Below are 19,469 nucleotides of genomic sequence, written 5' to 3' on the forward strand. Positions count from 1 at the left end.
TAGTGTGTCGATTCACATACCGTTGACGGGACGTTGGCCTGCGGCCCCGGATCGACTGAAGGATGGGTGACGAAATCAGCGGCAAGAAGGAACTGGCGTCCAGCGACGCGGCCCGCGGAGCGTCAGCGCGCAGCGCCTTGCCGCGCGAGCCGCGTTGGGAGCTCAACGCGAAAGCGTTGCAGACCCGGCAACTCATCCTCGACCAAGCTCGAACACTGTTTCTCGAACGCGGCTATGCGGGCACTCGGATCGAACACATCACCACCGCATGTGGGTTGTCTCGCGGAGCCTTCTACGCCTACTTCGCATCCAAGCTCGAAGTTTTCGAGGCGCTGGGAACATCGACTTACAAGAGCCAGCTGGCGGTGATCGCACGGCTGGGTGAGCTGCCGAAGCCGTGTGCGTTGTCCGACGTACGGGCCTGGGTCACGGAGTACTTCGAATTCATGGCCGAACACGGCGCCTTCATGCTGTCCTCGGCGCAAGGAGGCCCGCAGGACCCTGAGTTCAGGGATCGTGTGCGCATACTCACCGTGAGGACCGCACGGCGCTTCGGTCGACTGATCGAGCAGCATTCCGGTCGCTCGGAAGGTGCAGATGCGGCGCTTGGTGTGGTGGCGATGTCCACACTGGAACGATCTTGGTTCTATGTGTATGGAACGCAGCTGAAATTGAAACCGAATGAAGTGATGAATGCGGTCGCCGAGACATTGCACGGGCTCCTGCTGCCCGTCCGCTCCGATACCGCAGCCGACGCATCCACGGTCGCAAAGAATTAGCCGCTAGGTAAGGGTCCTAACAGGCCTCGTGGCGATGTCCCATACAGCCAGCTGACTGCCTGGCCGACCTCCGAGAAAGCCAGCGCTGCACCATCTTTGGCGTGATAGCGGGCGATGGACTCGGTGAAACCGTCTATGCGACTGAGCTTATGGCCGTTGACGCGCAGAATCTGGCCCGTCAGCCAGCCCGACTCCGGCCCCTGCAGCCACGCCACCACCTCCGAGCTACGCGCGGGGTCCAGCGCAGGATCATTGGCCCTTTCTCCGCTGAAGAAGCCTTCGCTGATCCGGGTAACTGCCAGTGGCGAGATCGCATTCACCGCAACGCCGTAGCGGCGCGCCTCCATCGCCGTGACGACGGTGAGGTTCGCGATAGCGGCCTTGGCTGCACCGTAGGCGCTCTGTCCGATGTTCCCCCACAGGCCGGCGCCTGACACCGTGTTTACGATTCGGGCGTCGATCGGGTTCCCGGCCTTTGATTGCGAACGCCAGTACTCACACGCGTGCTTCGTCACCGCGAACGTCCCCTTGAGATGCACCGCGATCACCGCGTCCCAGTCGTCCTCGGTTGCGTTGGCCACCATTGCGTCTCGCACAATTCCTGCATTGTTCACCACACCGGTCAGGGTGCCGAAGGTGGAAACGGCCGTGGTGATCATGTCGGTGACGTCGCTCCATGAGGCGACCGAACCGGTGTGTGCTATCGCCTTGCCGCCGGCGGCTTCGATTTCGGCGACGACGTCGGCGGCTGGCCCGGCGTCACTCGCAGAACCGTCGCGGCTGACGCCTGGGTCGTTGACGACGACCGCGGCGCCATGCGCGGCCAGCGCGAGGCAATGGCCGCGTCCGATGCCACGTCCGCCGCCGGTGACCAGCACGACGCGTCCTGACAGAGGTCCAGTCATGTGTTTTCCCTTCATTCGAACAGTGCGCCGATGAGTCGCCTGCGCTGGCCCCAGTCGGCGCCACGCAAGTCCGCGTGGCCTGACTCGGTAACGATGAGGTCGATGTCGTGCGCCGGTGTGGAAGCCGGTCGGCTCAACTTCTCAACGAAGGGAGAGCGGCCGTTCACCGTGGACGGGACCGCGATGATGGACAGGCCGCCCCGGCTCATGCTCGCCGCGGCGCAGTAGTCCGGGTGTCCGCCAATGCCGCCGACGATCTTGTCGCCGATTCCCTCGACGTTGATTTGACCGAACGGATCGACTTCGAGTGCGGTATTGACCGCGATCAATGGAATGCCTCGCGACAGCCGGGTGAGGTCGTGGGTGTAGTCGATGCCTCGCAGGATCGGCTTGCCGTCGGCCCAGCGGTAGAGCGTTTGGGTGCCCAACAGGTATGCGGCACTGGGTATCCCGATGAGCAGCCCCTTAGTGTCGAGGTCCACCACGGCGTCGGTCAACAGGCCAGTGTCGATGCGAAGTGGCCGTTGTGTGCGGTTGAGCAACGCCGTGCCGAGCTTGCCGGGGCCGTACTGCAACCGCACACCTTGGGGCACGAATCGCAGCACCGCGTCGGCCAGGGCTTCGTGAACCGCATCGGGAACGACGCTCGGCATCTCGACGGGACCGTCGGAGGTATGGCCGACAAACACAATCGTCTCGGTGGCGAGCGGCGGACCGGCATCGGCGAGCGGCGCGTTCGCATCGGCGATCGCGAAAACGGCCGTACCGGCGTCGACGACCTCGCGTTGCCAGGACACCTCGGTGCTGAAATGAAAGCTGCCTGCCCGATCCGCCAAGCGAGTGATGAGTACGTCGGGACGCAGCACACCACTCATCAGCGAGGGCACCGAACTGAGCCGTGTTGGGACGAAACATGCTGTCGGAGAGGCCAGTATGTTCCGCACACCCCAGCCCGGCATGATCGCGACCACTTCGGCGAAAGCATCGACCTGCAGCCCCTGCGGGGGCGACGGTAACCAGCCGACGACAAGTCGAACCCCACCGATCCGGCGAGCCACCGCGCTGAGCGTGGCACACACCGATGCGCCGTCGTCGAGACACCGCGGTGCGCCGACACCGTCGCCGAGCGCGACAGTCATGCCTGGGCGCAGGTGGTCCCGAAGTGCGGCAGAGAACTCTGTCAGCTCTAGATCGACAGTCACCGCGGCTCTTTTGGAAGTCCCAGTATCCGCTCGCCGAGAATGTTGCGCTGGATCTCGCTGGTGCCGCCGAGGATCGTCTGCGCGCGTCCAACCAGCATCGCACGCACCAACTCGGCCTCGTCTGAGTCGTCGGACGGGTCGACGCAGGCATCTGTGCCGAGCACTTCGGTGGCGAGGTCACCGAGGTCGCGATCGGTCTCCGAGGTCATCAGTTTGAGGACCGAGAAGGCCGACGAGGACGTACCGCCTTCCTCGATCGCGCGCTGCCACGTGAACCGCAACAGCCACATTCGTGCCCACAGCTTCGTCATCGATTGAGCCAGCACGGGGTTTAGCTGGTCGTGCTCACGGGCCGCCTGCGCCATCCGGTCGAGGAGTTTGAACATTCCCACGGCCTGCGAGCCGAGCGTCAGCCGCTCTCGACCCAGCGTGACCAAGGCGATGGGCCACCCTTGGCCCTCGTCGCCGATCAAGTGATCATCAGTCAACTCGACGCCGTCGAAGAAGACCTCGTTGAATTTGCTCTCGCCGTCCATCTGCCGAAGCGGCCGCACCAAGACACCGGCAGAATCCATCGGAACGATGAACATGCTCAACCCGCGATGTGAATCCGGTCCCGTGCGGGCGAGCAGCAGACCGAATTGGGCCGAGTTCGCCGCCGAACTCCAAACCTTCTGTCCATCTATCCGCCACCCCGACGCGCTCTTCACCGCTTTGGTCCGTACGCCGGCCAGGTCGGACCCCGCACCCGGCTCGGAGAACAGCTGCGTCCAAACGTGATCGCCAAGTCGGATGGGTTCGAGGTAACGGGAGCGCTGTTGTTCGGAGCCGAACTTGATCAGGACCGGTCCGACCAGGTCGACGGCGGTGATCGCGAGCTGGCGAGGCACGCCGGCCCGAGCACACTCCTCGGCGAACAGCGCCTGATAGGCGACCGACGCGTCGGCACCCCCGAACTCGACCGGCCAATGCAAGCACACGTAGCCGTGTTGGGCGAGGTGCTTGTGCCAGGCGCGGCCGGGCTCGATGTCCTCGGCGGTCGGCGTGGGGCCATAGTTCCGAAGTCCCGGCGGTTTCGGTGCGCTCTCTAAGAAAGAACGGAACTGTGACCGCAGTGTCGCGATGTCCTCGGTCACCTCCCTAACCGTCGATCCGCCAGCTGACGTCGAGGTACATGCCGTATTCGTCAAAGAACCGATTCCATCGCGTTGAGAGGTACCGCCCCCGGAATGTGGGTGCACAGTCGAGACCGAACCAAAATCGCCAAACATTTAGTTATTTTAAGGAGTGTAGCGACTGGTCCGACGCTTGGGCAAGCCGACTGCGCAGAACGCGAGGAGACACCCGCGCACGGACTCATCGCGAGATCGGCAGGACGCCGAGTGCGCCGCTGCAATGACGCCGCGAGCGGCGAGCAGCGTTAGCGCGATCGGCTAATAGTGGCTGGGCTTCGCAGCATAGCTCCACAGGTGCATCCCGTCCTTCTCGAGGATCCGCGGACCGGCCTCGCGGAACTTCTCCGGCAGACGGTCCTGCCACACCCGCGGATACTCGATCAGGTGATCGTCGACGGAGACGATCTGTGTAGCCGCGTAACGGCGCGGTCTGTCCTTTCTGACGGCAAGTCTTGATTTCTGACGCTTCGCCTCACAAGTGGCCAAGGCGATTGCCCAGCGGCGCGGGCTGAGAACGCCCGACGGCGACTGCGGGCTGCTTGCGGCGGTGAGTCTGCTACTCCTCGAACGTGCGCTCGCGCAGTGGCTGTCCGCCCTCGGCCTCGGCCTTGACGACCTCATCCGCGCAGAGTTCTCAGCTCTGCCTGTTGCTCCCACGTAGAGACCACCGTGCGGCAGTCAATCGTTACTACGGGTGGGGAGGTTCCATCTCCGCCGCTGCGCCTATACAGGCAAACATTTAGCTATAACTTGTTACAATATGAGGTGCGCGCAAACACGACGACACGAGGACACGCATGAACCTGGATCTGACCGGCAAACCGCTCATCACCGCCAGCAGTCCGGGAATCGGTGCGGGGATCGCCACGACAACTCAATCGAGGGAGAATCGGTGGTAGTGCGCGCCCGTAAGGCCTATGCGGCCGCGTTTCTCGCCAGGGTGCGAGCCGACTTCGTCAACGGCATCAACCTCCACCTCAGCACCCCGGCAACTGGGTCGATCTACTGAGACATGAACTTCACAGTCGAGTTTCCCAGTGACGTCCCCACCGCCGATAGAGAGCTACGCCAGCCGACGGCCATGCGTGCGTTGGCGATCCACGCCGAGGGCGTCGGCTTCGATGCCATCGCCCTCGCCGATCACCCTGCGCCGTCAGCGAAGTGGCGGCGCGCCGGCGGGCACAATACCTTCGACCCGGCGGTCGCGCTCGCCTTCTTCGCGGCCGCGACCAGCACGATCCGGCTGATGACACACCTGTGGGTGCTGCCGTTCCGCAACCCCTATTTGACCGCCAAGACACTGACGTCACTGGACGAGGTGTCCGGTGGCCGGCTGATCGCCGGCGTCGGGGCCGGCTACCTGCGCTCCGAATTCGCCGCACTCGGAGTCGAATTCGACGATCGAGTCGCGCTTTTCGACGAGTATCTCGCGGCGTTGCGCGAGATCTGGCTGCATCCCGACCGTCCGCTCACCGGAACCACCTTCGCGGCGAGTGCGGAACCAGCGGTGAATTCACCGGTCCAGATGCCGCATCCGCCGCTGTGGATCGGGGGCAACAGTCCCGCAACGTTGCGCCGCGTCGCCGCACACGGCAGCGGGTGGTGCCCGATGGTCAACCCCGCCGCCGTAGCCTCGTCGGTGCGCACTGCGGCGATCGAGACGGTTGACGATCTCGCGCGCTCTGTCGATAAACTGCGCCACCTGCTCGCCAATGCGAGTCGTGATCCTGGCGGTGTCGAGATTCAAGTAGCGGTGCCCGCAATAGATTTCGATGATGCCGCCGCGGTGGACTCGCTCGATCGGTTCGTCTCGGCCATCGGTGACGTGGGGGCGACCCGGATTCTGGCCCACGTCGACGCCACGTCGGTATCAGCGGCTGAGACCTATATGAAGCGGTTCGCCGACCACTTCGCCATGGGCTAGCTAGCGATCATCATTCTGGGGACTGCCGATGCCCGGATAGCAGAGCGTCAGACGATCTTTGCTTCTGCCCTTAGCCGTTCCCAGTGTTCGGCGGGCTTGCCGAACAGCACCTCGTCGGTGCGTGCCCGACGCACGTAGAGGTGCGCCGAGTCCTCCCAGGTAAATCCGATGCCGCCGTGGATCTGAACATTCGCATGTGCGGCGTTTCGGAGCGATTCCGAGCACACCGCCTTTGCCATGCTTGCCCGCCAGGCGGTTTCGTCGGCCGGGCCGGCGTCATGGGCGTCCAGCGCGCCCTGCGAAGCGGACCTGGCCCACTCGAGGTCTAACAGCATGTCGGCGCATTTGTGCTTGATCGCCTGGAAACTGCCGATGGGGCGGTTGAACTGTTCGCGCGTGCGCGCGTAGTCGGTCGCGATCTCCAACAGGCGCTCACAGGCGCCGACCTGCTCAGCGGACAACACTGCCATCGCCAGGTCGACGCTGCGGGAAACGACGTCCTCAACCGAGGTACCGCTCGACAGGCGGGTGGCAGGTGCTGAGGTGAAGGTGATGGTCGCCATCTGCCGGGTGCCGTCGAGCACGCTCTCCTCGGCAATCACCACCCCTTGGGTCGTCGCATCGAGGACGAATAGGGCGAGCTCGCGTCCGGCGCGGGCGACGACGATCAGGTCGTCGGCCGAACCGCCGTGAAGGACATGGTGCACAACGCCGTTGAGCGTCCACGATGAGGTGGCGTACTCGGCCGACACGGACACATGGCCGCGCTGCCACAGGCCGCAGTCTCTGCTGAGTGCGGCGGCGGCGGTGCGTTTCCCTTCGATCAGCGCCGACAGCCGTTCATCTGCATCCGGATCGTCGACGGCCAGCAAGAGACTGGTGGCCAGTACCGCGGACGCGAGGAACGGCACGGACGCCAAAGAGCGTCCGAGTTCGTGCGCAACGACGCCCATCGCGGTCGCGCCGTAGCCGGCGCCGCCGAATTGCTCGGGAAGCCCGATCGCGGCGACCCCGACCTGACCGCACAGCACTTTCCAGAGTTCGGCGTCGAAGCCGCGGTGCTTTTGACGTCCGCCATAGGCGACCGCGCGAACCCGATCCTCCGGCGACAGCCGCTCGCAGGCTGCACGCACGGACTGGGCGAGCTGTTTGCGCTCGTCGACGCTCAGGGATGTCATCGATCGTCTCCTGTGATCTGTTCTACGAGTGCGGGTTTCGCGACCTTCCCCAGTCCTGTCATGGGGAACTCGTCGACAACCATTAGGCGCTCTGGCCACTTTTGTTTCATCAGTCCGCGCTGGTCAAGAAAGGCGCATAACTCTTCGAGGGTGATTTCGCGACGACGCGGAGATCGGCGCACGACCGCACACACCATTTCGCCGCGCTCCGCGTCGGGCTGGCCGATCACCGCCACCTCGTCGATGAGCGGATGGGCCAACAACTCGTTCTCGATCTCATCAGGCGAGATGTTCTCACCCTTACGGATGATCAGGTCTTTGACTCGGCCGGTGATCACGATGCGCCCGTCGGGCCGCAGATGCCCTCGGTCACCGGTGCGCAACCAGCCATCGGATGTCGTCGTCTGTGACCACTGTGCGGCGTCGAGGTAGCCCGGGGTCACGTTGGCGCCGCGCAGTTCGATCTCGCCGCGGGCCCCGATGCGTACCTGCGCACCCGGAATCGGCCTGCCGCACGTGTGCGACTGCTGCTCCTCGGAATCGGTCGCTTCGCTGACGCAGATCGTGGGGGCTTCGGTCATTCCGTAGGCGTGTACGATCGGCACGCCCATGTGGGTACGCACCTTGTAGTGCAGTTCGGGCGGGCACGGCGCCCCCCCCGCCGATCAACATGCGCAGCGAGGGGATCAGCGGCTGATCACCGCCGGAGGCGAGTTGGGCCGCAAGAAGCATCTGATAGAACGCGGTGCTGGAGCCCGAGATCGTCACGCTGTTCTCTGCCAGTTGACGGGGAAGTTCGGTAGCGTCGATCTTCGGTATCAGCAACGCGGGAAACGCTCCGATCAAAGCGCTTGCCAGATAGAGGATTCCGCCGATGTGCGCGATGGGGAACCCGATCGTTCCGACATCGTCGGGGTGGCTGCCGAGTCCGAGATGGGTGGTGTAGCCGCGCGCCGCGGCCAGTAGCGTGGCGTCGGTGTGGCGGACACCCTTCGGTCGGCCGGTCGTGCCGGACGTGAAGTAGATCCACCGTGCGTCATCCGGTGAGCGTGGCGCGGCCAACGTCGGGTCGGAACCGCCAGGGGCCCCTCCCACGACCTGAAGGAAGTCGGCGGGCAGCGTGACGAGTGAGACGTCGGGTGGGGCGTTGATCGCCGTGGCGTCGTCGACGATCAGGATGTCGGCTGCCGCAACGTCGAGCGCGGCGCGGACTTCGCGCTGCCGGCAGAGGTGCAGCACCGGCGCCTGAATTGTGTCGGTGCGGGCCAGTGCCAGCATGAGCACCGCCGCGGCGCTGTGTGACGCCAATTGCCAGGCGACGGTCATTCCGGGGCGTACCCCGGAGTCAGCCAGCCAGCGGATGCACGCGGTCGAAAGCCGCGCCACCTCCGCGACGGTGAACACCCCGCCGTCGACGTCCAGCAGCAGTCGCTGATCCGGTCTCGCCTCAGCTACGTCGTCGAGCAATCCGGCGATGGTGGAGGTCATGGTTGCGATCCTTCAACGAATGCTGCGATGGCCTCCGCGGTTTCGACCGGCCGGTCCAGCATCACGTAGGTGGAACTTCCCTCGACGAGGCGTAGCGTCGCGTCGGGAAACGCTTCGGCGAGCCGCTTGGCATGGCTCACGGGGAACAGCTGGTCGTGAGTCCCCCACACCACCAGCACCGGCTTGGACCACTTCGCGATGGCGGACTCTGCTGCTTTCGTGTGCCGTGGATTCAGTGCCGCGCTGAATCGGACTGCCTCGCGGCGTACGTCGGCCGAGTTTAGGAAGCCGCCGAAGATCGCCGAATCGCGGTCTTTGGCGATGCCGTCTTTGGTGACGGCACGCTTGAAGAACGCCAGACCGGGCCGGCTGGCCAGTGCCCGCAAGGCGATGGCGCCGGCGCCGCCGCTGATCCGGCACAGCTTTACCAGCGGTGCGAACGATTTCGGTGGGAAGTGCTCGAAACTGTCGCAGTTGGTGAACACCAGCCGCGATACCCGAGACCAGTTGAGGTCGGGAATCGCTAACGCGGACAACACGATTCCGCCGCCGGTGTCGTTGGCGACCAGTGTTACGTCGCGCAGATCCAACTGTTCGAGTAGGCCGATGATGCGCCGGCCCGCGGCAACCACCCCGACGTTGACGCCGTCGCCGACCGGTCGCCGCTGCGCTCCGAACGGCCACGTCGGTGCGATGCACCGGTGGTTATCGGTCAGCCGCGCGATGACGTCGTCCCACAACCCGCCGGTGACGTACGCCCCGTGCACGAACACGATCGGCGCGCCGGCGCCGACATCGGCGTACTCGATCTCGGCGTCGTCGACGACGACGTCCGCGATCGTCATCTCGACAGGATGGCGACGGCGGCGGTCCCCGGTGAGCCGTAGAGCTGGGCCAGCGCGACGCGCGGATTGTTGGGCACCTGACGGTCGCCCGCGTTGCCGCGTAGCTGGTGGACTAGTTCGTACACTTGGCGCAGGCCGGACGCGCCGACCGGCTCCCCGTTGGCCAGCAGACCGCCGTCGGTGTTGATCGGCAGCCGCCCACCTATCTCGGTAGCGCCGTCGTGCAGTAGCGACTCCTGCTCGCCGTCCTTGCAGAGCCCGGTTTCGGCCATGTGAATGACCTCGGACCCGGCGTCGGTGTCCTGCAGCTGCGCGACGTCGACGTCCTCGGGTCCGATGCCGGCCTGCTCGTACGCGGCTTTCGCGGCTTCCGCGGTGGTTCCCGGAACGATCGGCAGTTCGATCGACGTGCGTAGCAGCTCGAAGGCGCCCTCGCGACGGCTGCGCAGCGCGGATGCCCGCAGGTAGATCGGGGTGTCGGTGTATTTCTTGGCGACGTCGGCCCGACACACCACGACCGCCGCGGCGCCTTCGTTTGGGTTGCAGTACATGAACTGACGCAGGGGTGCGTTGACGATCGGCGAGCCTAGGATGGTCTCCACGCTCATGGCCTTGCGGCGCCACGCATGATCGGCCAGGGCGCCGTTGGCGAGGTTCTTGGCCGCGACGCGGGCCAGCGTCTCGTCGGTGACGCTGTGGTCGTGCATGTAGCGCATGATCTTGGTGCCGAAGTAGTGAGTGGTCAGGAACATGCCCTGATCGCCATACCATTGCGGGAGCCCGGCTACCGCGGGATCCGCGCCGAATGCACCGCGCGGGTGTTTGTCCAGGCCGACCCCGACTGCGATCTCGGCCTCGCCCAGCTGGACGTCTCGGGCCGCAAGTGTCAGCAATGTGTTGCCCGTCGCGCACCCGCTCAGCGTCGCCCGCGCGGGGATACCGGTCATTCCGGCGAGACCGGTTACGGCCTCCGGGTTGGCCACTTCGAGGCTGCCCGCGTAGAGGCTGCCGACGTCGGACCAGTGCACCCCGGCATCCTTGAGCGCACGGCCGATCGCAACCGCGCCCATCTCGAGTGCCGAGCGATCCGCGTACCGCCCGAAGGGGTGGATTCCGACGCCGATGATCGCGATGTCCGGTGTGCTCATGGGTCTCCTTGGGTCAAGTGGACTCCTGCCAGCTGCTAAGGATATAACTATATAGCGGATTTACGAAGGGTTGAGGAGTTGAGTATTGCACTGCTGCTCGAGATGGCAGTCTCGGGCGACCCCGATCGGCTGGCGGTCATCGACCGCGAGAGCCGGTTGACCACTACCGAACTGAGTGCGCTAGCCAGCGGGGGAGCCGCGGTCCTTGCGGATTCCGGCGGACAGCACGTGGCGTATATCGGGACAGGCGGGACCATGCTGCCGGCGTTGATCTTCGCCTCGGCGCGGGCGGCGGTGCCATTCACCCCGTTGAACTACCGGCTCGGTACCGAGGGCTTGCATCAACTCCTCGACCGCCTGCCGTCTGCGCTGGTGGTCGCCGACGACGACTACGTCGACATGGTGGCCGGAGCGGGCAAGCAAGTTCTGCGCTCCGAGGACTTCCTTGCCGCTGCCCGCGCGGCCGATCCCGCCCAGCAGTTCGCCGATCCCGACGACGTCGGCATCGTGCTGTTCACGTCCGGCACGACGTCACGCCCCAAGGCTGTTGAGCTGACGCACAATAACCTGACGAGTTACGTGACGGGCACGGTTGAGTTCGCTTCTGCTGGCGCCGAGGACGCGGCGTTAGTGTGTGTTCCGCCGTATCACATCGCCGGTGTCGGTGCGGCACTGTCGAATCTGTACGCCGGCCGAAAAATCGTGTACCTGCCCAGGTTCGATGCGCGGGAGTGGGTGCGGCTGGTTCGTGAGGAGAAGGTGACAACGGCGACCGTCGTGCCGACTATGTTGGACCGGATCGTTGCGGAGTTGCGGGCCGCGCCGACCGGGTTGCCTACACTGCGCAACCTGGCCTACGGCGGCTCGAAGGTGGGTCTGCCGCTGGTGCGCAAGACGATGGAGTTGCTGCCGGATGTCGGGCTGGTCAACGCGTACGGGTTGACCGAGACGAGTTCGACGATCGCGGTGCTGACCCCCGATGACCATCGGCTAGCATACGCCGCCGAGGATGAGTCGGTATCGCGGCGGCTCGGTTCGGTCGGCCGGCCGGTGCCCGGCATCGAGGTTCAGATCCGCTCCGAGGACGGTACCGTGTTGGGTCCGGGTGAGCCGGGGGAGTTGTTCGTGCGGGGACCGCAGGTGTCGGGCCGCTACACCGAACAGGGATCGGTTCTCGACGCCGAGGGTTGGTTTCCTACAAAGGATGTCGCGATGGTCGACGACGATGGTTACCTTTTCATCGGTGGGCGCTCTGATGACACGATCATTCGGGGCGGCGAGAACATCGCGCCCGCCGAGATCGAGGATGTCCTGATCGAGCATCCCGCGGTTCGTGAGGTAGTTGTCGTCGGGCTCGACGATCCGCAGTGGGGGCAGATCATCGTTGCGGTGGTGGTGCCCGAGCCGCACTCCGAACTCGACGCCGATGACCTGCAGGCGTTTGCGCACAAGGTGTTACGAGGTTCACGCACCCCGGACCGCATCGAGATCGTCGATCAGCTGCTGACCACTGACACCGGCAAGGTGTTGCGCCGTGAAATTATCCGAGAACTGTCCGAAAAGCTCAGGAGTGCAACATGATCAAGAACGGTACCCGCCTGCAGAGCCAGGTCTGCGACACCCAGGTGATCGTAGTGCGGGCCACCGACAGCCTTGACGACCTACGCTGCGGCGGCGAGCCGATGGTGACACTGGATGCCGAGAAGTCACCGCACGCGGGCCTCGATCCCGCGCTGGCGGGCGGGAGCGCGATGGGTAAGCGGTACGTCGACGAGGATGGCGCCGAGGTGCTGGTCACCAAAGCCGGAGTCGGCACGCTCAGCATCGGCGGGACGCCGCTTTCGCTCAAAGAGGCCAAGCCGCTGCCGGCCAGCGACTGAGCGCGCGCCACGATGAGTGCCCAGCATGACCGTACTGCGAGAATCTGGCGCGCGGCTTTCGCGGCGGCTTCACACTCAGTGACTAGTTGCGGAGCGACATGAGCACCTCCCAAGCCTGGCCACCACACGCGGCGCTGAAGATTCCGGCGGGTGACGTCACGATGGTCGCGGATGCCTATGGTGATCCGTCGGATCCGCCGGTGGTGCTGCTGCATGGTGGTGGCCAGACCAGGCATTCCTGGGGTTCGACCGCTTCCGATCTGGGCGCCAAGAACTGGTATGCCGTCACGGTCGACCTGCGTGGGCACGGCGACAGCAGCTGGTCGCCGGACGGCTACTACGGGCTGGACCGGTTCGCCAACGATGTGGCCCGGGTGGCCGACTTCCTCGGTCGCCCACCGGTCTATGTGGGTGCCTCACTGGGCGGCAACTCCGCGTTGGCGGCGATCGCGGGCCGGCCCGATCTCGCGCTCGGCCTGGTCCTGGTGGACGTGTCGCCGTTCCTGCAACCCGCGGGGACGAGCCGGATCCGCGACTTCATGGTGTCACACGCCGAGACGGGGTTCGGCACGCTGGAGGAGGCCGCCGATGCCGTCGCTGCCTACGTCCCGCACCGTCCCCGCCCGCGCAACTTCGACGGTTTGAAGAAGAACCTGCGCTTCCGAGACGGCCGGTGGTACTGGCACTGGGACCCCGCATTTATGGCATCGCCGACAGATCAGGCCGTGCAGCGCGATCAGCTCATCGACCCCGCCCGGCTCGGTGCGGCCGCGCGGGACTTGCGGCTGCCGACGCTGCTCGTGCGCGGCGGCGAGTCCGATGTCCTCAGCGTCGGCGACGCGGTGCGTTTCCTGGAGTTGGTGCCACACGCCGAATTCGCATCGGTTGCCGGTGCGCACCACATGGTGGCCGGTGACGATAACGCGGTCTTCGAGGGCGTGCTCGACGACTTCCTCGAGCGCCGGGTGCGCTCGCGGCTCAAGCTGTTCAACGCTGCGAGCTGACGATCGAGCTCGCAGGTTGATCGTGTTGCGTTGATTCCGGGCGGGCCCCTAGGGGATTCACCCTCGGCGCTGCTAGGAAACGGTCTGTAGCAGTGGCGGGTTGACGGCGTCCGGATCTGGGTTGGCAATGGGAAGCCCCATGAACCGACGGGCGTTGTCCCCCATAAAGTCGTAGGTACGGCGTGTGTCCATGCCCTCGGCGTACTTGAAGTAGCCGCGTGGAGTTTCCAGGCCTTCCGGGTACGCCTCCATTCTTCGCTGAGCCTGCCCTGAGCTTCCCGCAACTTGACGAATGTGTCAAGATACTATCCGATGGCGACACAAAATATCGATCTACATGGGGAAACCGACTTCCGACGTTTTCGTCATGTAAGTTGCGACCACGACCGCGTCTGAGGGCGTCCGTGCCGGGGACCTGCTCGATATGAGCCGTGGCGAACGAACGCGTTCGGCGATACTTGACGCCAGTCGGCGGTTGTTCCTCGAGCGTGGCTTCCGCGGCACGCCGATCAACGCGATCACTGAAGCGTGCGGGATCTCACGCGCGGGTTTCTACACGTACTTCAAGGACAAGCGCGAGGTATTTAGCGTGCTCGGCGAGACTGCGTACCGCGATGTGCTCACGGTGATTGGGCAGTGCGGTGATGCGGTCATGTCGGGAAGGCCGGACGCTCTGAGGGCTTGGGTGGGCGAGTACTTCGGCTATATGGACCGCCACGGCGCGTTCGTGACGGCGGCGGCGCATACCGCACCCGACGACGAGGAGTTCCGTCGATCCCGCAATCACATGATGACGCGCGCCGCATGGAAGCTGGGACAGGCGATCTGTGCCGAAGGGAAGCATTCCCCGGAAGTCATCGGCATCGCCGCCATGGGGCTACTCGACCGCGCGTGGTATGCAGTGCACACGCAATTTGTTCCGGTGGATCGCGCCGAGATGATCGAGGTAGTAGCGGAGACGATTGCCGCGATGACCGCTACGCCGGGCGAAACGCGTACGTGAGCAACGATTCGCCGGCTTCCGTCTCGAAGGTGCTCGTACAGCTCACCATCGGCTGACCGATGCGCAGTTCCGCCGCATCAACACCGATGATCAGTGACTCGACAAGAACGCGGTCTCCGAGCTGGATAAATCCGACGATGTATGGCCGGAATGCCTCCGGCGAGCGGTGACCCTTGTAGGGCAGAGGTGGGGGGAACTGCTGGGAGGTGAAAGTGAAAAGCGTTCCCTCCGTCGGCAAGTCGATTGGCTCGATGTCTGCCTGAACGTCGGGATCGGCGTCGAACAACTCCGGCCGTTCCGCCGGGAATTTCACCACGCCCGTCGACCGTCGTCGAGAGCCCTGGAGCACGGCGCGATCGCCGTCGAGCCGGAAAAGATTGTCTGCGATGAGTTGACTCATGTCATGCCACCTCGATTACCATTGCTGCTCCCATTCCGCCACCGGCGCACATCGACAACACGCCGATGCCGCCGCCGCGGCGGCGGAGCTCATAGATTGCCGTCGTCACCATCCGCGCGCCTGTCGCAGCGATTGGATGGCCCAGGCTAATGCCGGATCCGTACACGTTGACGATTTCCTCGTCGAGGCCCAGTTCGCGCGAACACGCCACCGCCTGAGCGGCGAACGCCTCGTTGATCTCGAACAGCGCCACGTCCGCGAGTTTGCGCCCCGCCAACTCCAGCGCTTTGGGGATGGCCCAGATCGGTCCGCTCCCAGTCCGATTCGGCGGCACACCGACCGCACCCCACGACAGCACGTCGGCCAACACGTCCTTGTCGGTGTCCGGCCTGGCCAGCGCGAGCACCGCGGCCGCGTCGTTGAGTCCCGACGAATTGCCTGCGGTCACGGTGAACCCGTCGATCTCGGGATGCAGGACGTTCAGGCCGGATAGCGCCTCCAGGGTGGTGGCCCGGCGCGGGTGCTCGTCCTCGGCGAAAGTGACCGTAGTTCCGTCGGCCTGCGGAACCCGTAGTGGCACAATCTCGTCGACGAAGGAGCCGGCGTCAATGGCCTTCACCGCGCGCTGGTGGCTGCGCAGCGCCCACTCGTCTTGGTCCTGGCGCGAGATCCCGTACTGGACAGCGCAATTGTGCGCCACTGTGATCGACATATCGAGGGCCGGCGCGTCCGCTGTCGGCGGGTGTGAGAGCGGAGACCAGGGGTCCTCGTAGTCGTCCAGCGACTTACCGGAGGTGAACGGCTTGCGTTTGCGCAGCAGCGGTGTTGTCGATAATGACTCCATCCCGCCGGCCAGGATCGCTCGACTCATTCCCGCCGCGATCTGGCCTGCGGCCACCGCGACCGCGGAAAGGCTCGAGGCGCATTGCCGGTTGACCGCCATCCCGGGAATGCCGGTCAGGCCGAGATCGACGGCGACGTAGCGGGCGCTGTCACCGCCGCCCTGCATGCTCTCGGCGAGCACCAGGTCATCGAACTCGGTGGCATCAAATTCTGATCGTTTGATGGCCGCGGCGATCACCGGTTTAGCCAGCTCAACGGCAGGCATGTGGGTCAGCGTTCCTTTGCGGGCGGTACCGATAGGGGTGCGGGCGGCGGCCACGATGGCTGCGCGCGACGTCGTCGGCGTCATGTGTCTCCCGAAAGGTCGTCGGATACCCCGGTTTGGGTGTCCTGGTTCGCGCCTAAGAGTATACCGTTAAATAGATATCTGTATTAGCGGTCTGACGGGAGTGAAATGAAGACAATCGGATCGGTCGACGACGCAGTCGAGGCAATAGGGGCCGAACTCGGCGTCAGCCAGTGGTTTGAAGTGGAGCAGTCGCGCATCGACGAGTTCGCCGACGTGACCATGGACCACCAGTGGATCCACGTCGACGTGGAGCGCGCGAAAACCGAAAGTCCCTACGGCGCAACCATTGCGCATGGCTTTCTGACCCTGTCGCTCATTCCCGGCCTCAGCAAGGACAACTACCGCGTGGAGAACGCCAAGATGGGCATCAACTACGGGCTGAACAAGGTCCGGTTTCTGGCCCCGGTGACGGCGGGCAGCCGGGTGCGGGTGCGCTCGGAACTCGCCGACGCGGTGAGAGCCGGTGAGGACGCCGTTAATCTCACCGTCCGGCACACCGTCGAGATCGACGGGTCGCAGAAGCCCGCCGCCGTCGCCGAGTTGATCGCCCGGTACATATTCTGATGAGCGGCGGCCCATTCGGCGGCAAGGCAGTCCTGACAGGTGCGGGCAAGTCGCAGGTCGGCCGCAGGTTGGGCCGGACCGGCCTGGACCTGACGCTGGAGGCGGTGCTGCGCGCAATCGCCGACGCCGGGCTGGACGTCGACGACATCGACGGGATCGCCAGCTATCCCGGACCCGGAATGCCTGATCCGGGGTTTTCCGGCGCCGGCATCCACGACGTACGCAACGCGCTTGGGTTGCGGAGTCGCTGGTACATGTCCGGGATCGAGACCGCCGGACAGATCGGCCCGGCGATCGAGGCGTGCATGGCGGTCACCCTCGGGTTGGCGAACCACGTCGTGGTGTTCAGGTCAGTGTGGGAGTCGACCGCAGCACAGCAACGGGGCGGGGGCAGGGCGTCGGTGTTGTTCGGGGGTGGCAAGCTGCCTCCCCACCTCGAGTGGGTCGCGCCGCACGGGGCGTTGTCCGCAGCGAATTGGCTCGCCATGCCCGCGCAGCGTTACATGCATGACTACGGCATGACCCGAGAACAACTCGGTGCGATCGCGATCAACGCCCGGCGCAACGCCGGACTGAACCCCGAGGCCATCTACCGTGAGCCGATGACGATGGATGACTACCTCGGCGCGCGAATGATCTCCGAACCACTATGCCTTTACGACTGCGACGTTCCCTGCGACGGAGCCACGGCCGTCATCGTCTCGCGCCGCGACGCCACGCACGGACTGCCGCGCCACCCGTTGACAGTAGAGTCCGTCGGCCCCGGCATGTTCGAGCGCGCGACCTGGGATCAGCGCTTCGACCTCACCACAATGGCCGCCCACGATTCAGCCGAAACCCTCTGGCAGAACACGACCTTGATGCCAGGCGACGTCGACATGGCGCAGATCTACGACGGCTTCTCGTTCCTGACCGTGATGTGGCTGGAAGCGCTCGGCTTCTGCGAAAAGGGCAAGGTGGGCGAATTCATCGAAGGTGGCGAGCGCATCGCGCGCGACGGCGAGCTACCGATCAACACCAGCGGCGGACAGTTGTCGGCTGGGCGACTGCACGGCATGGGTTTTCTGCATGAGGCATGCGTGCAGATGTGGGGCGACGCCGGCGACCGCCAGGCGTCCAAAACGCCCGAAGTCGTCGCGGTCGGGGTCGGGGGCGGACCCGTGGCCGGATCGATGCTCCTGAGCAGCCGGTAATCGGGTATTCGATACGGGCGACGCTTCGATGACACTGGCCGACAGCGTCACCGACAACGCCCGCCGATTCCCCGACGTGGCCGCATACCGTCTCGAAGATCGCGAGGTCACTCACGCGTCGCTGCGCGAGCGCGCCGCGCGCCTGATTTCGGCGATGGCATCTGCCGGTGGGCGGCGCCAGGACGGCATCACGATACTGAGCCGCAACAGCGTCGAGCTCGGCGAGGTGATGGCAGCCTGTCAGCTCAGCGGAATCATCATGGTGACCCTCAATTTTAGGCTGACCCGCGATGAGGTGCGCGACGCGCTGGTGCGCGTGCGGCATTCCATCGTGTTCGTGGTCGACGTGTTTGCACCCATGGTTTCTGAGCTCGCGCCCGAACTTCAGAATCAGCCGCTGATCGTATGCATCGGCAGCCAGGACCACTGCCAGATGGTCGACTTCGACGACTTCCTCACGAGCGGCGCCAGCGGCGCGGCCAAAAGCTGCATCCTCGGGCAACGAGAACGGCGACACGTCGCGTTCACCATGAACGCCGAAATGCGCACCGGCTCGGCCGATCGCGCGGTGGCGATCAAAGGCGTCTCGGTAAACCGCACTAGTGCGGTCCTGCATGTGGTGCTGGACCGGGCCGACAAGCACCGGCCCGAGGGTCGGCTTCGGCTGCCCGCGTCGAGCTGGCCGCACTGACCCAGACGGTGGCCGGCGGCCGACGCAGTCGTACATCTTGTCGTCTGTGTCATTTCGTTCCAACGGGATTGAGTGGAAGTGGGCCGTCGGCGACAACGTCGCCGAGCAGGCCGAGATCGGCACCTGCCTGCGCAGCGGCCGCAAGGCATGCGGCGACGTCCTTGCGAAGGAAGGGACCCGCGATCTCGGCGAACGAGTCGGTGCCACCGACTTGCTGCATGTGGGTGGCGGCGCGACTTCCCGCGCTGCACACCTGGAGTGCGGCCAGCAGAGCATCGGGGTTTACGCCGATCGATGCCCCCAATTCTGTTGCGGCAGCGACTAGCTGGGCGTTGGCGGCGAAGAGCACATTGTTGATGAGTTTGAGCGCTAAGGCGCTGCCCAGTTCCCCGGTGGGCACGATCGTATTCGCGTAGGCCGCCAGTGTTGGCGTCACCAATTGCACGGCCTCGGCGGGGCCGCCGATCAGCACGGTGAGGGTGCCTGCGGCGATGTCGTCGGCGGTGCCGCTGACCGGCGCATCGAGGATCGTCGGAGCGGAGGGATCGTCACGCAAGGACTCGAGCGTGGTCAGCGTGCCGGTGGTGTGGGAGACCACGATGCTGCCGGGCTTGGCGTTGGCGACGAAGCCGTCAGGACCTAGACCTACCTCGATTAGCTGCGCGTCGGAGAACAAGCACGAGATCAGAATGTCGCTGCGGGTGGCGAGTTCGGCCACCGAGGCGGCAATCCGGGCGCCGCGTGATGCGAGTCGATCGCGTACCTCTGACCGTCTCACATACACCGCCACGCGCACCCCGACGTCGAGCAGCCGAAGCACCATAGGCTCGCCCAACCGACCCACTCCTATGAAGCCGACGGCGTTGGTCACATGCGCTCCTCGGGCATTCGATATAAC

Annotated in this window: 17 protein-coding genes and 4 pseudogenes; 9 read left to right on the plus strand and 12 right to left on the minus strand. The window is 65.1% G+C overall.

What is annotated here, in order from left to right; all coding sequences use genetic code 11:
- The first annotated feature begins 62 nt into the window (after positions 1–62).
- Positions 63–779, plus strand: a complete 717-nt coding sequence (locus tag AC5Y5E_RS18020; protein ID WP_426629495.1) for a TetR/AcrR family transcriptional regulator — start codon at positions 63–65, stop codon at positions 777–779.
- Here AC5Y5E_RS18020 and AC5Y5E_RS18025 read toward each other — a convergent pair.
- From AC5Y5E_RS18025 to AC5Y5E_RS18040, 4 genes and pseudogenes are all read right to left on the minus strand, one after another.
- Positions 776–1,684, minus strand: a complete 909-nt coding sequence (locus tag AC5Y5E_RS18025) for an SDR family NAD(P)-dependent oxidoreductase (protein ID WP_174814374.1) — start codon at positions 1,682–1,684, stop codon at positions 776–778. The genes AC5Y5E_RS18020 and AC5Y5E_RS18025 overlap by 4 nt on opposite strands.
- 11 nt (positions 1,685–1,695) lie before the next feature.
- On the minus strand, positions 1,696–2,823 hold the full coding sequence (locus tag AC5Y5E_RS18030; protein WP_426629510.1) for an acetyl-CoA hydrolase/transferase C-terminal domain-containing protein: 1,128 nt from the start codon (positions 2,821–2,823) through the stop codon (positions 1,696–1,698).
- Between the two features lie 59 nt (positions 2,824–2,882).
- Positions 2,883–4,022, minus strand: coding sequence for an acyl-CoA dehydrogenase family protein (locus AC5Y5E_RS18035; RefSeq protein WP_426629494.1), 1,140 nt, complete (start codon positions 4,020–4,022; stop codon positions 2,883–2,885).
- 321 nt (positions 4,023–4,343) lie between these two features.
- Positions 4,344–4,466 (minus strand): annotated as a pseudogene (locus AC5Y5E_RS18040) (amidohydrolase family protein); the annotation flags it as partial.
- Positions 4,467–5,073: 607 nt separating this feature from the next.
- Here AC5Y5E_RS18040 and AC5Y5E_RS18045 point away from each other — a divergent pair.
- Positions 5,074–5,985 (plus strand): TIGR03619 family F420-dependent LLM class oxidoreductase, encoded by a 912-nt coding sequence (locus AC5Y5E_RS18045; RefSeq protein WP_426629493.1) that lies wholly within the window; start codon positions 5,074–5,076, stop codon positions 5,983–5,985.
- Positions 5,986–6,032: 47 nt separating this feature from the next.
- Here the strand turns inward: AC5Y5E_RS18045 and AC5Y5E_RS18050 are convergent, their stop codons facing one another.
- From AC5Y5E_RS18050 to AC5Y5E_RS18065, 4 genes and pseudogenes are all read right to left on the minus strand, one after another.
- Entirely contained in the window at positions 6,033–7,163 is a 1,131-nt protein-coding gene (locus tag AC5Y5E_RS18050) for an acyl-CoA dehydrogenase family protein (protein ID WP_083171995.1), read from the minus strand.
- Positions 7,160–8,651: pseudogene (locus AC5Y5E_RS18055) on the minus strand (class I adenylate-forming enzyme family protein). Before AC5Y5E_RS18055 ends, AC5Y5E_RS18050 begins: the two are co-directional and overlap by 4 nt.
- Positions 8,648–9,496 (minus strand): alpha/beta fold hydrolase, encoded by an 849-nt coding sequence (locus AC5Y5E_RS18060; RefSeq protein ID WP_499904095.1) that lies wholly within the window; start codon positions 9,494–9,496, stop codon positions 8,648–8,650. The pseudogene AC5Y5E_RS18055 and the gene AC5Y5E_RS18060 overlap by 4 nt, the downstream one beginning before the upstream one ends.
- Positions 9,493–10,644, minus strand: a complete 1,152-nt coding sequence (locus tag AC5Y5E_RS18065; RefSeq protein ID WP_083171998.1) for a thiolase family protein — start codon at positions 10,642–10,644, stop codon at positions 9,493–9,495. Before AC5Y5E_RS18065 ends, AC5Y5E_RS18060 begins: the two co-directional genes overlap by 4 nt.
- A 78-nt stretch (positions 10,645–10,722) precedes the next feature.
- Here AC5Y5E_RS18065 and AC5Y5E_RS18070 point away from each other — a divergent pair, with 78 nt between their 5' ends.
- The 3 genes from AC5Y5E_RS18070 to AC5Y5E_RS18080 all read left to right on the plus strand — a co-directional run bounded on the left by AC5Y5E_RS18070 (position 10,723) and on the right by AC5Y5E_RS18080 (position 13,528).
- On the plus strand, positions 10,723–12,225 hold the full coding sequence (locus AC5Y5E_RS18070) for a class I adenylate-forming enzyme family protein (protein ID WP_499904096.1): 1,503 nt from the start codon (positions 10,723–10,725) through the stop codon (positions 12,223–12,225).
- Positions 12,222–12,524: a hypothetical protein gene (locus tag AC5Y5E_RS18075; RefSeq protein ID WP_426629489.1), complete on the plus strand. Its 303-nt coding sequence runs from the start codon at positions 12,222–12,224 to the stop codon at positions 12,522–12,524. Before AC5Y5E_RS18070 ends, AC5Y5E_RS18075 begins: the two co-directional genes overlap by 4 nt.
- A gap of 98 nt (positions 12,525–12,622) precedes the next feature.
- Positions 12,623–13,528 (plus strand): alpha/beta fold hydrolase, encoded by a 906-nt coding sequence (locus AC5Y5E_RS18080; RefSeq protein ID WP_083172000.1) that lies wholly within the window; start codon positions 12,623–12,625, stop codon positions 13,526–13,528.
- Positions 13,529–13,600: 72 nt separating this feature from the next.
- On the opposite strand, the pseudogene AC5Y5E_RS18085 reads toward AC5Y5E_RS18080, so the two are convergent.
- Positions 13,601–13,771: pseudogene (locus AC5Y5E_RS18085) on the minus strand (amidohydrolase family protein); the annotation flags it as partial.
- Positions 13,772–13,952: 181 nt separating this feature from the next.
- Between AC5Y5E_RS18085 and AC5Y5E_RS18090 the strand changes: the two are divergent.
- The gene (locus AC5Y5E_RS18090; protein WP_083172002.1) at positions 13,953–14,531 is read left to right on the plus strand and encodes a TetR/AcrR family transcriptional regulator; all 579 of its coding nucleotides are present in this window, start codon (positions 13,953–13,955) and stop codon (positions 14,529–14,531) included.
- On the opposite strand, the gene AC5Y5E_RS18095 is transcribed toward AC5Y5E_RS18090, so the two are convergent.
- Both AC5Y5E_RS18095 and AC5Y5E_RS18100 read right to left on the minus strand, forming a co-directional pair.
- The gene (locus AC5Y5E_RS18095; protein WP_426629488.1) at positions 14,506–14,931 is read right to left on the minus strand and encodes a Zn-ribbon domain-containing OB-fold protein; all 426 of its coding nucleotides are present in this window, start codon (positions 14,929–14,931) and stop codon (positions 14,506–14,508) included. The two genes, AC5Y5E_RS18090 and AC5Y5E_RS18095, sit on opposite strands and share 26 nt — an antisense overlap.
- A 1-nt stretch (position 14,932) precedes the next feature.
- On the minus strand, positions 14,933–16,123 hold the full coding sequence (locus AC5Y5E_RS18100; RefSeq protein WP_083172004.1) for a thiolase family protein: 1,191 nt from the start codon (positions 16,121–16,123) through the stop codon (positions 14,933–14,935).
- 105 nt (positions 16,124–16,228) lie between these two features.
- Between AC5Y5E_RS18100 and AC5Y5E_RS18105 the strand changes: the two genes are divergently transcribed.
- The 3 genes and pseudogenes from AC5Y5E_RS18105 to AC5Y5E_RS18115 form a co-directional block, all read left to right on the plus strand.
- On the plus strand, positions 16,229–16,687 hold the full coding sequence (locus AC5Y5E_RS18105; protein ID WP_083172005.1) for a MaoC family dehydratase: 459 nt from the start codon (positions 16,229–16,231) through the stop codon (positions 16,685–16,687).
- Positions 16,687–17,880 (plus strand): thiolase family protein, encoded by a 1,194-nt coding sequence (locus tag AC5Y5E_RS18110; RefSeq protein WP_499904097.1) that lies wholly within the window; start codon positions 16,687–16,689, stop codon positions 17,878–17,880. Before AC5Y5E_RS18105 ends, AC5Y5E_RS18110 begins: the two co-directional genes overlap by 1 nt.
- Before the next feature lie 28 nt (positions 17,881–17,908).
- A pseudogene (locus AC5Y5E_RS18115) lies at positions 17,909–18,451 on the plus strand (AMP-binding protein); the annotation flags it as partial.
- A 169-nt stretch (positions 18,452–18,620) separates the two neighbouring features.
- Here AC5Y5E_RS18115 and AC5Y5E_RS18120 read toward each other — a convergent pair.
- Positions 18,621–19,442 carry an NAD(P)-dependent oxidoreductase gene (locus AC5Y5E_RS18120; RefSeq protein WP_083172008.1) on the minus strand — a complete coding sequence of 274 codons (822 nt, stop codon included), beginning with the start codon at positions 19,440–19,442 and terminating at the stop codon, positions 18,621–18,623.
- Positions 19,443–19,469: the final 27 nt, after the last annotated feature.

It is taken from the genome of Mycobacterium sp. NGS54, from assembly GCF_059812465.1.

Coding starts and splice junctions, on each gene's coding strand:
- AC5Y5E_RS18030 (WP_426629510.1), bottom strand. CDS start 2,823: ATGACTGTCGCGCTCGGCGACGGTGTCGGCGCACCGCGGTGTCTCGAC.
- AC5Y5E_RS18080 (WP_083172000.1), top strand. CDS start 12,623: ATGAGCACCTCCCAAGCCTGGCCACCACACGCGGCGCTGAAGATTCCG.
- AC5Y5E_RS18045 (WP_426629493.1), top strand. CDS start 5,074: ATGAACTTCACAGTCGAGTTTCCCAGTGACGTCCCCACCGCCGATAGA.
- AC5Y5E_RS18095 (WP_426629488.1), bottom strand. CDS start 14,931: ATGAGTCAACTCATCGCAGACAATCTTTTCCGGCTCGACGGCGATCGC.
- AC5Y5E_RS18065 (WP_083171998.1), bottom strand. CDS start 10,644: ATGAGCACACCGGACATCGCGATCATCGGCGTCGGAATCCACCCCTTC.
- AC5Y5E_RS18105 (WP_083172005.1), top strand. CDS start 16,229: ATGAAGACAATCGGATCGGTCGACGACGCAGTCGAGGCAATAGGGGCC.
- AC5Y5E_RS18110 (WP_499904097.1), top strand. CDS start 16,687: ATGAGCGGCGGCCCATTCGGCGGCAAGGCAGTCCTGACAGGTGCGGGC.
- AC5Y5E_RS18050 (WP_083171995.1), bottom strand. CDS start 7,163: ATGACATCCCTGAGCGTCGACGAGCGCAAACAGCTCGCCCAGTCCGTG.
- AC5Y5E_RS18090 (WP_083172002.1), top strand. CDS start 13,953: ATGAGCCGTGGCGAACGAACGCGTTCGGCGATACTTGACGCCAGTCGG.
- AC5Y5E_RS18100 (WP_083172004.1), bottom strand. CDS start 16,123: ATGACGCCGACGACGTCGCGCGCAGCCATCGTGGCCGCCGCCCGCACC.
- AC5Y5E_RS18025 (WP_174814374.1), bottom strand. CDS start 1,684: ATGACTGGACCTCTGTCAGGACGCGTCGTGCTGGTCACCGGCGGCGGA.
- AC5Y5E_RS18060 (WP_499904095.1), bottom strand. CDS start 9,496: ATGACGATCGCGGACGTCGTCGTCGACGACGCCGAGATCGAGTACGCC.
- AC5Y5E_RS18075 (WP_426629489.1), top strand. CDS start 12,222: ATGATCAAGAACGGTACCCGCCTGCAGAGCCAGGTCTGCGACACCCAG.
- AC5Y5E_RS18020 (WP_426629495.1), top strand. CDS start 63: ATGGGTGACGAAATCAGCGGCAAGAAGGAACTGGCGTCCAGCGACGCG.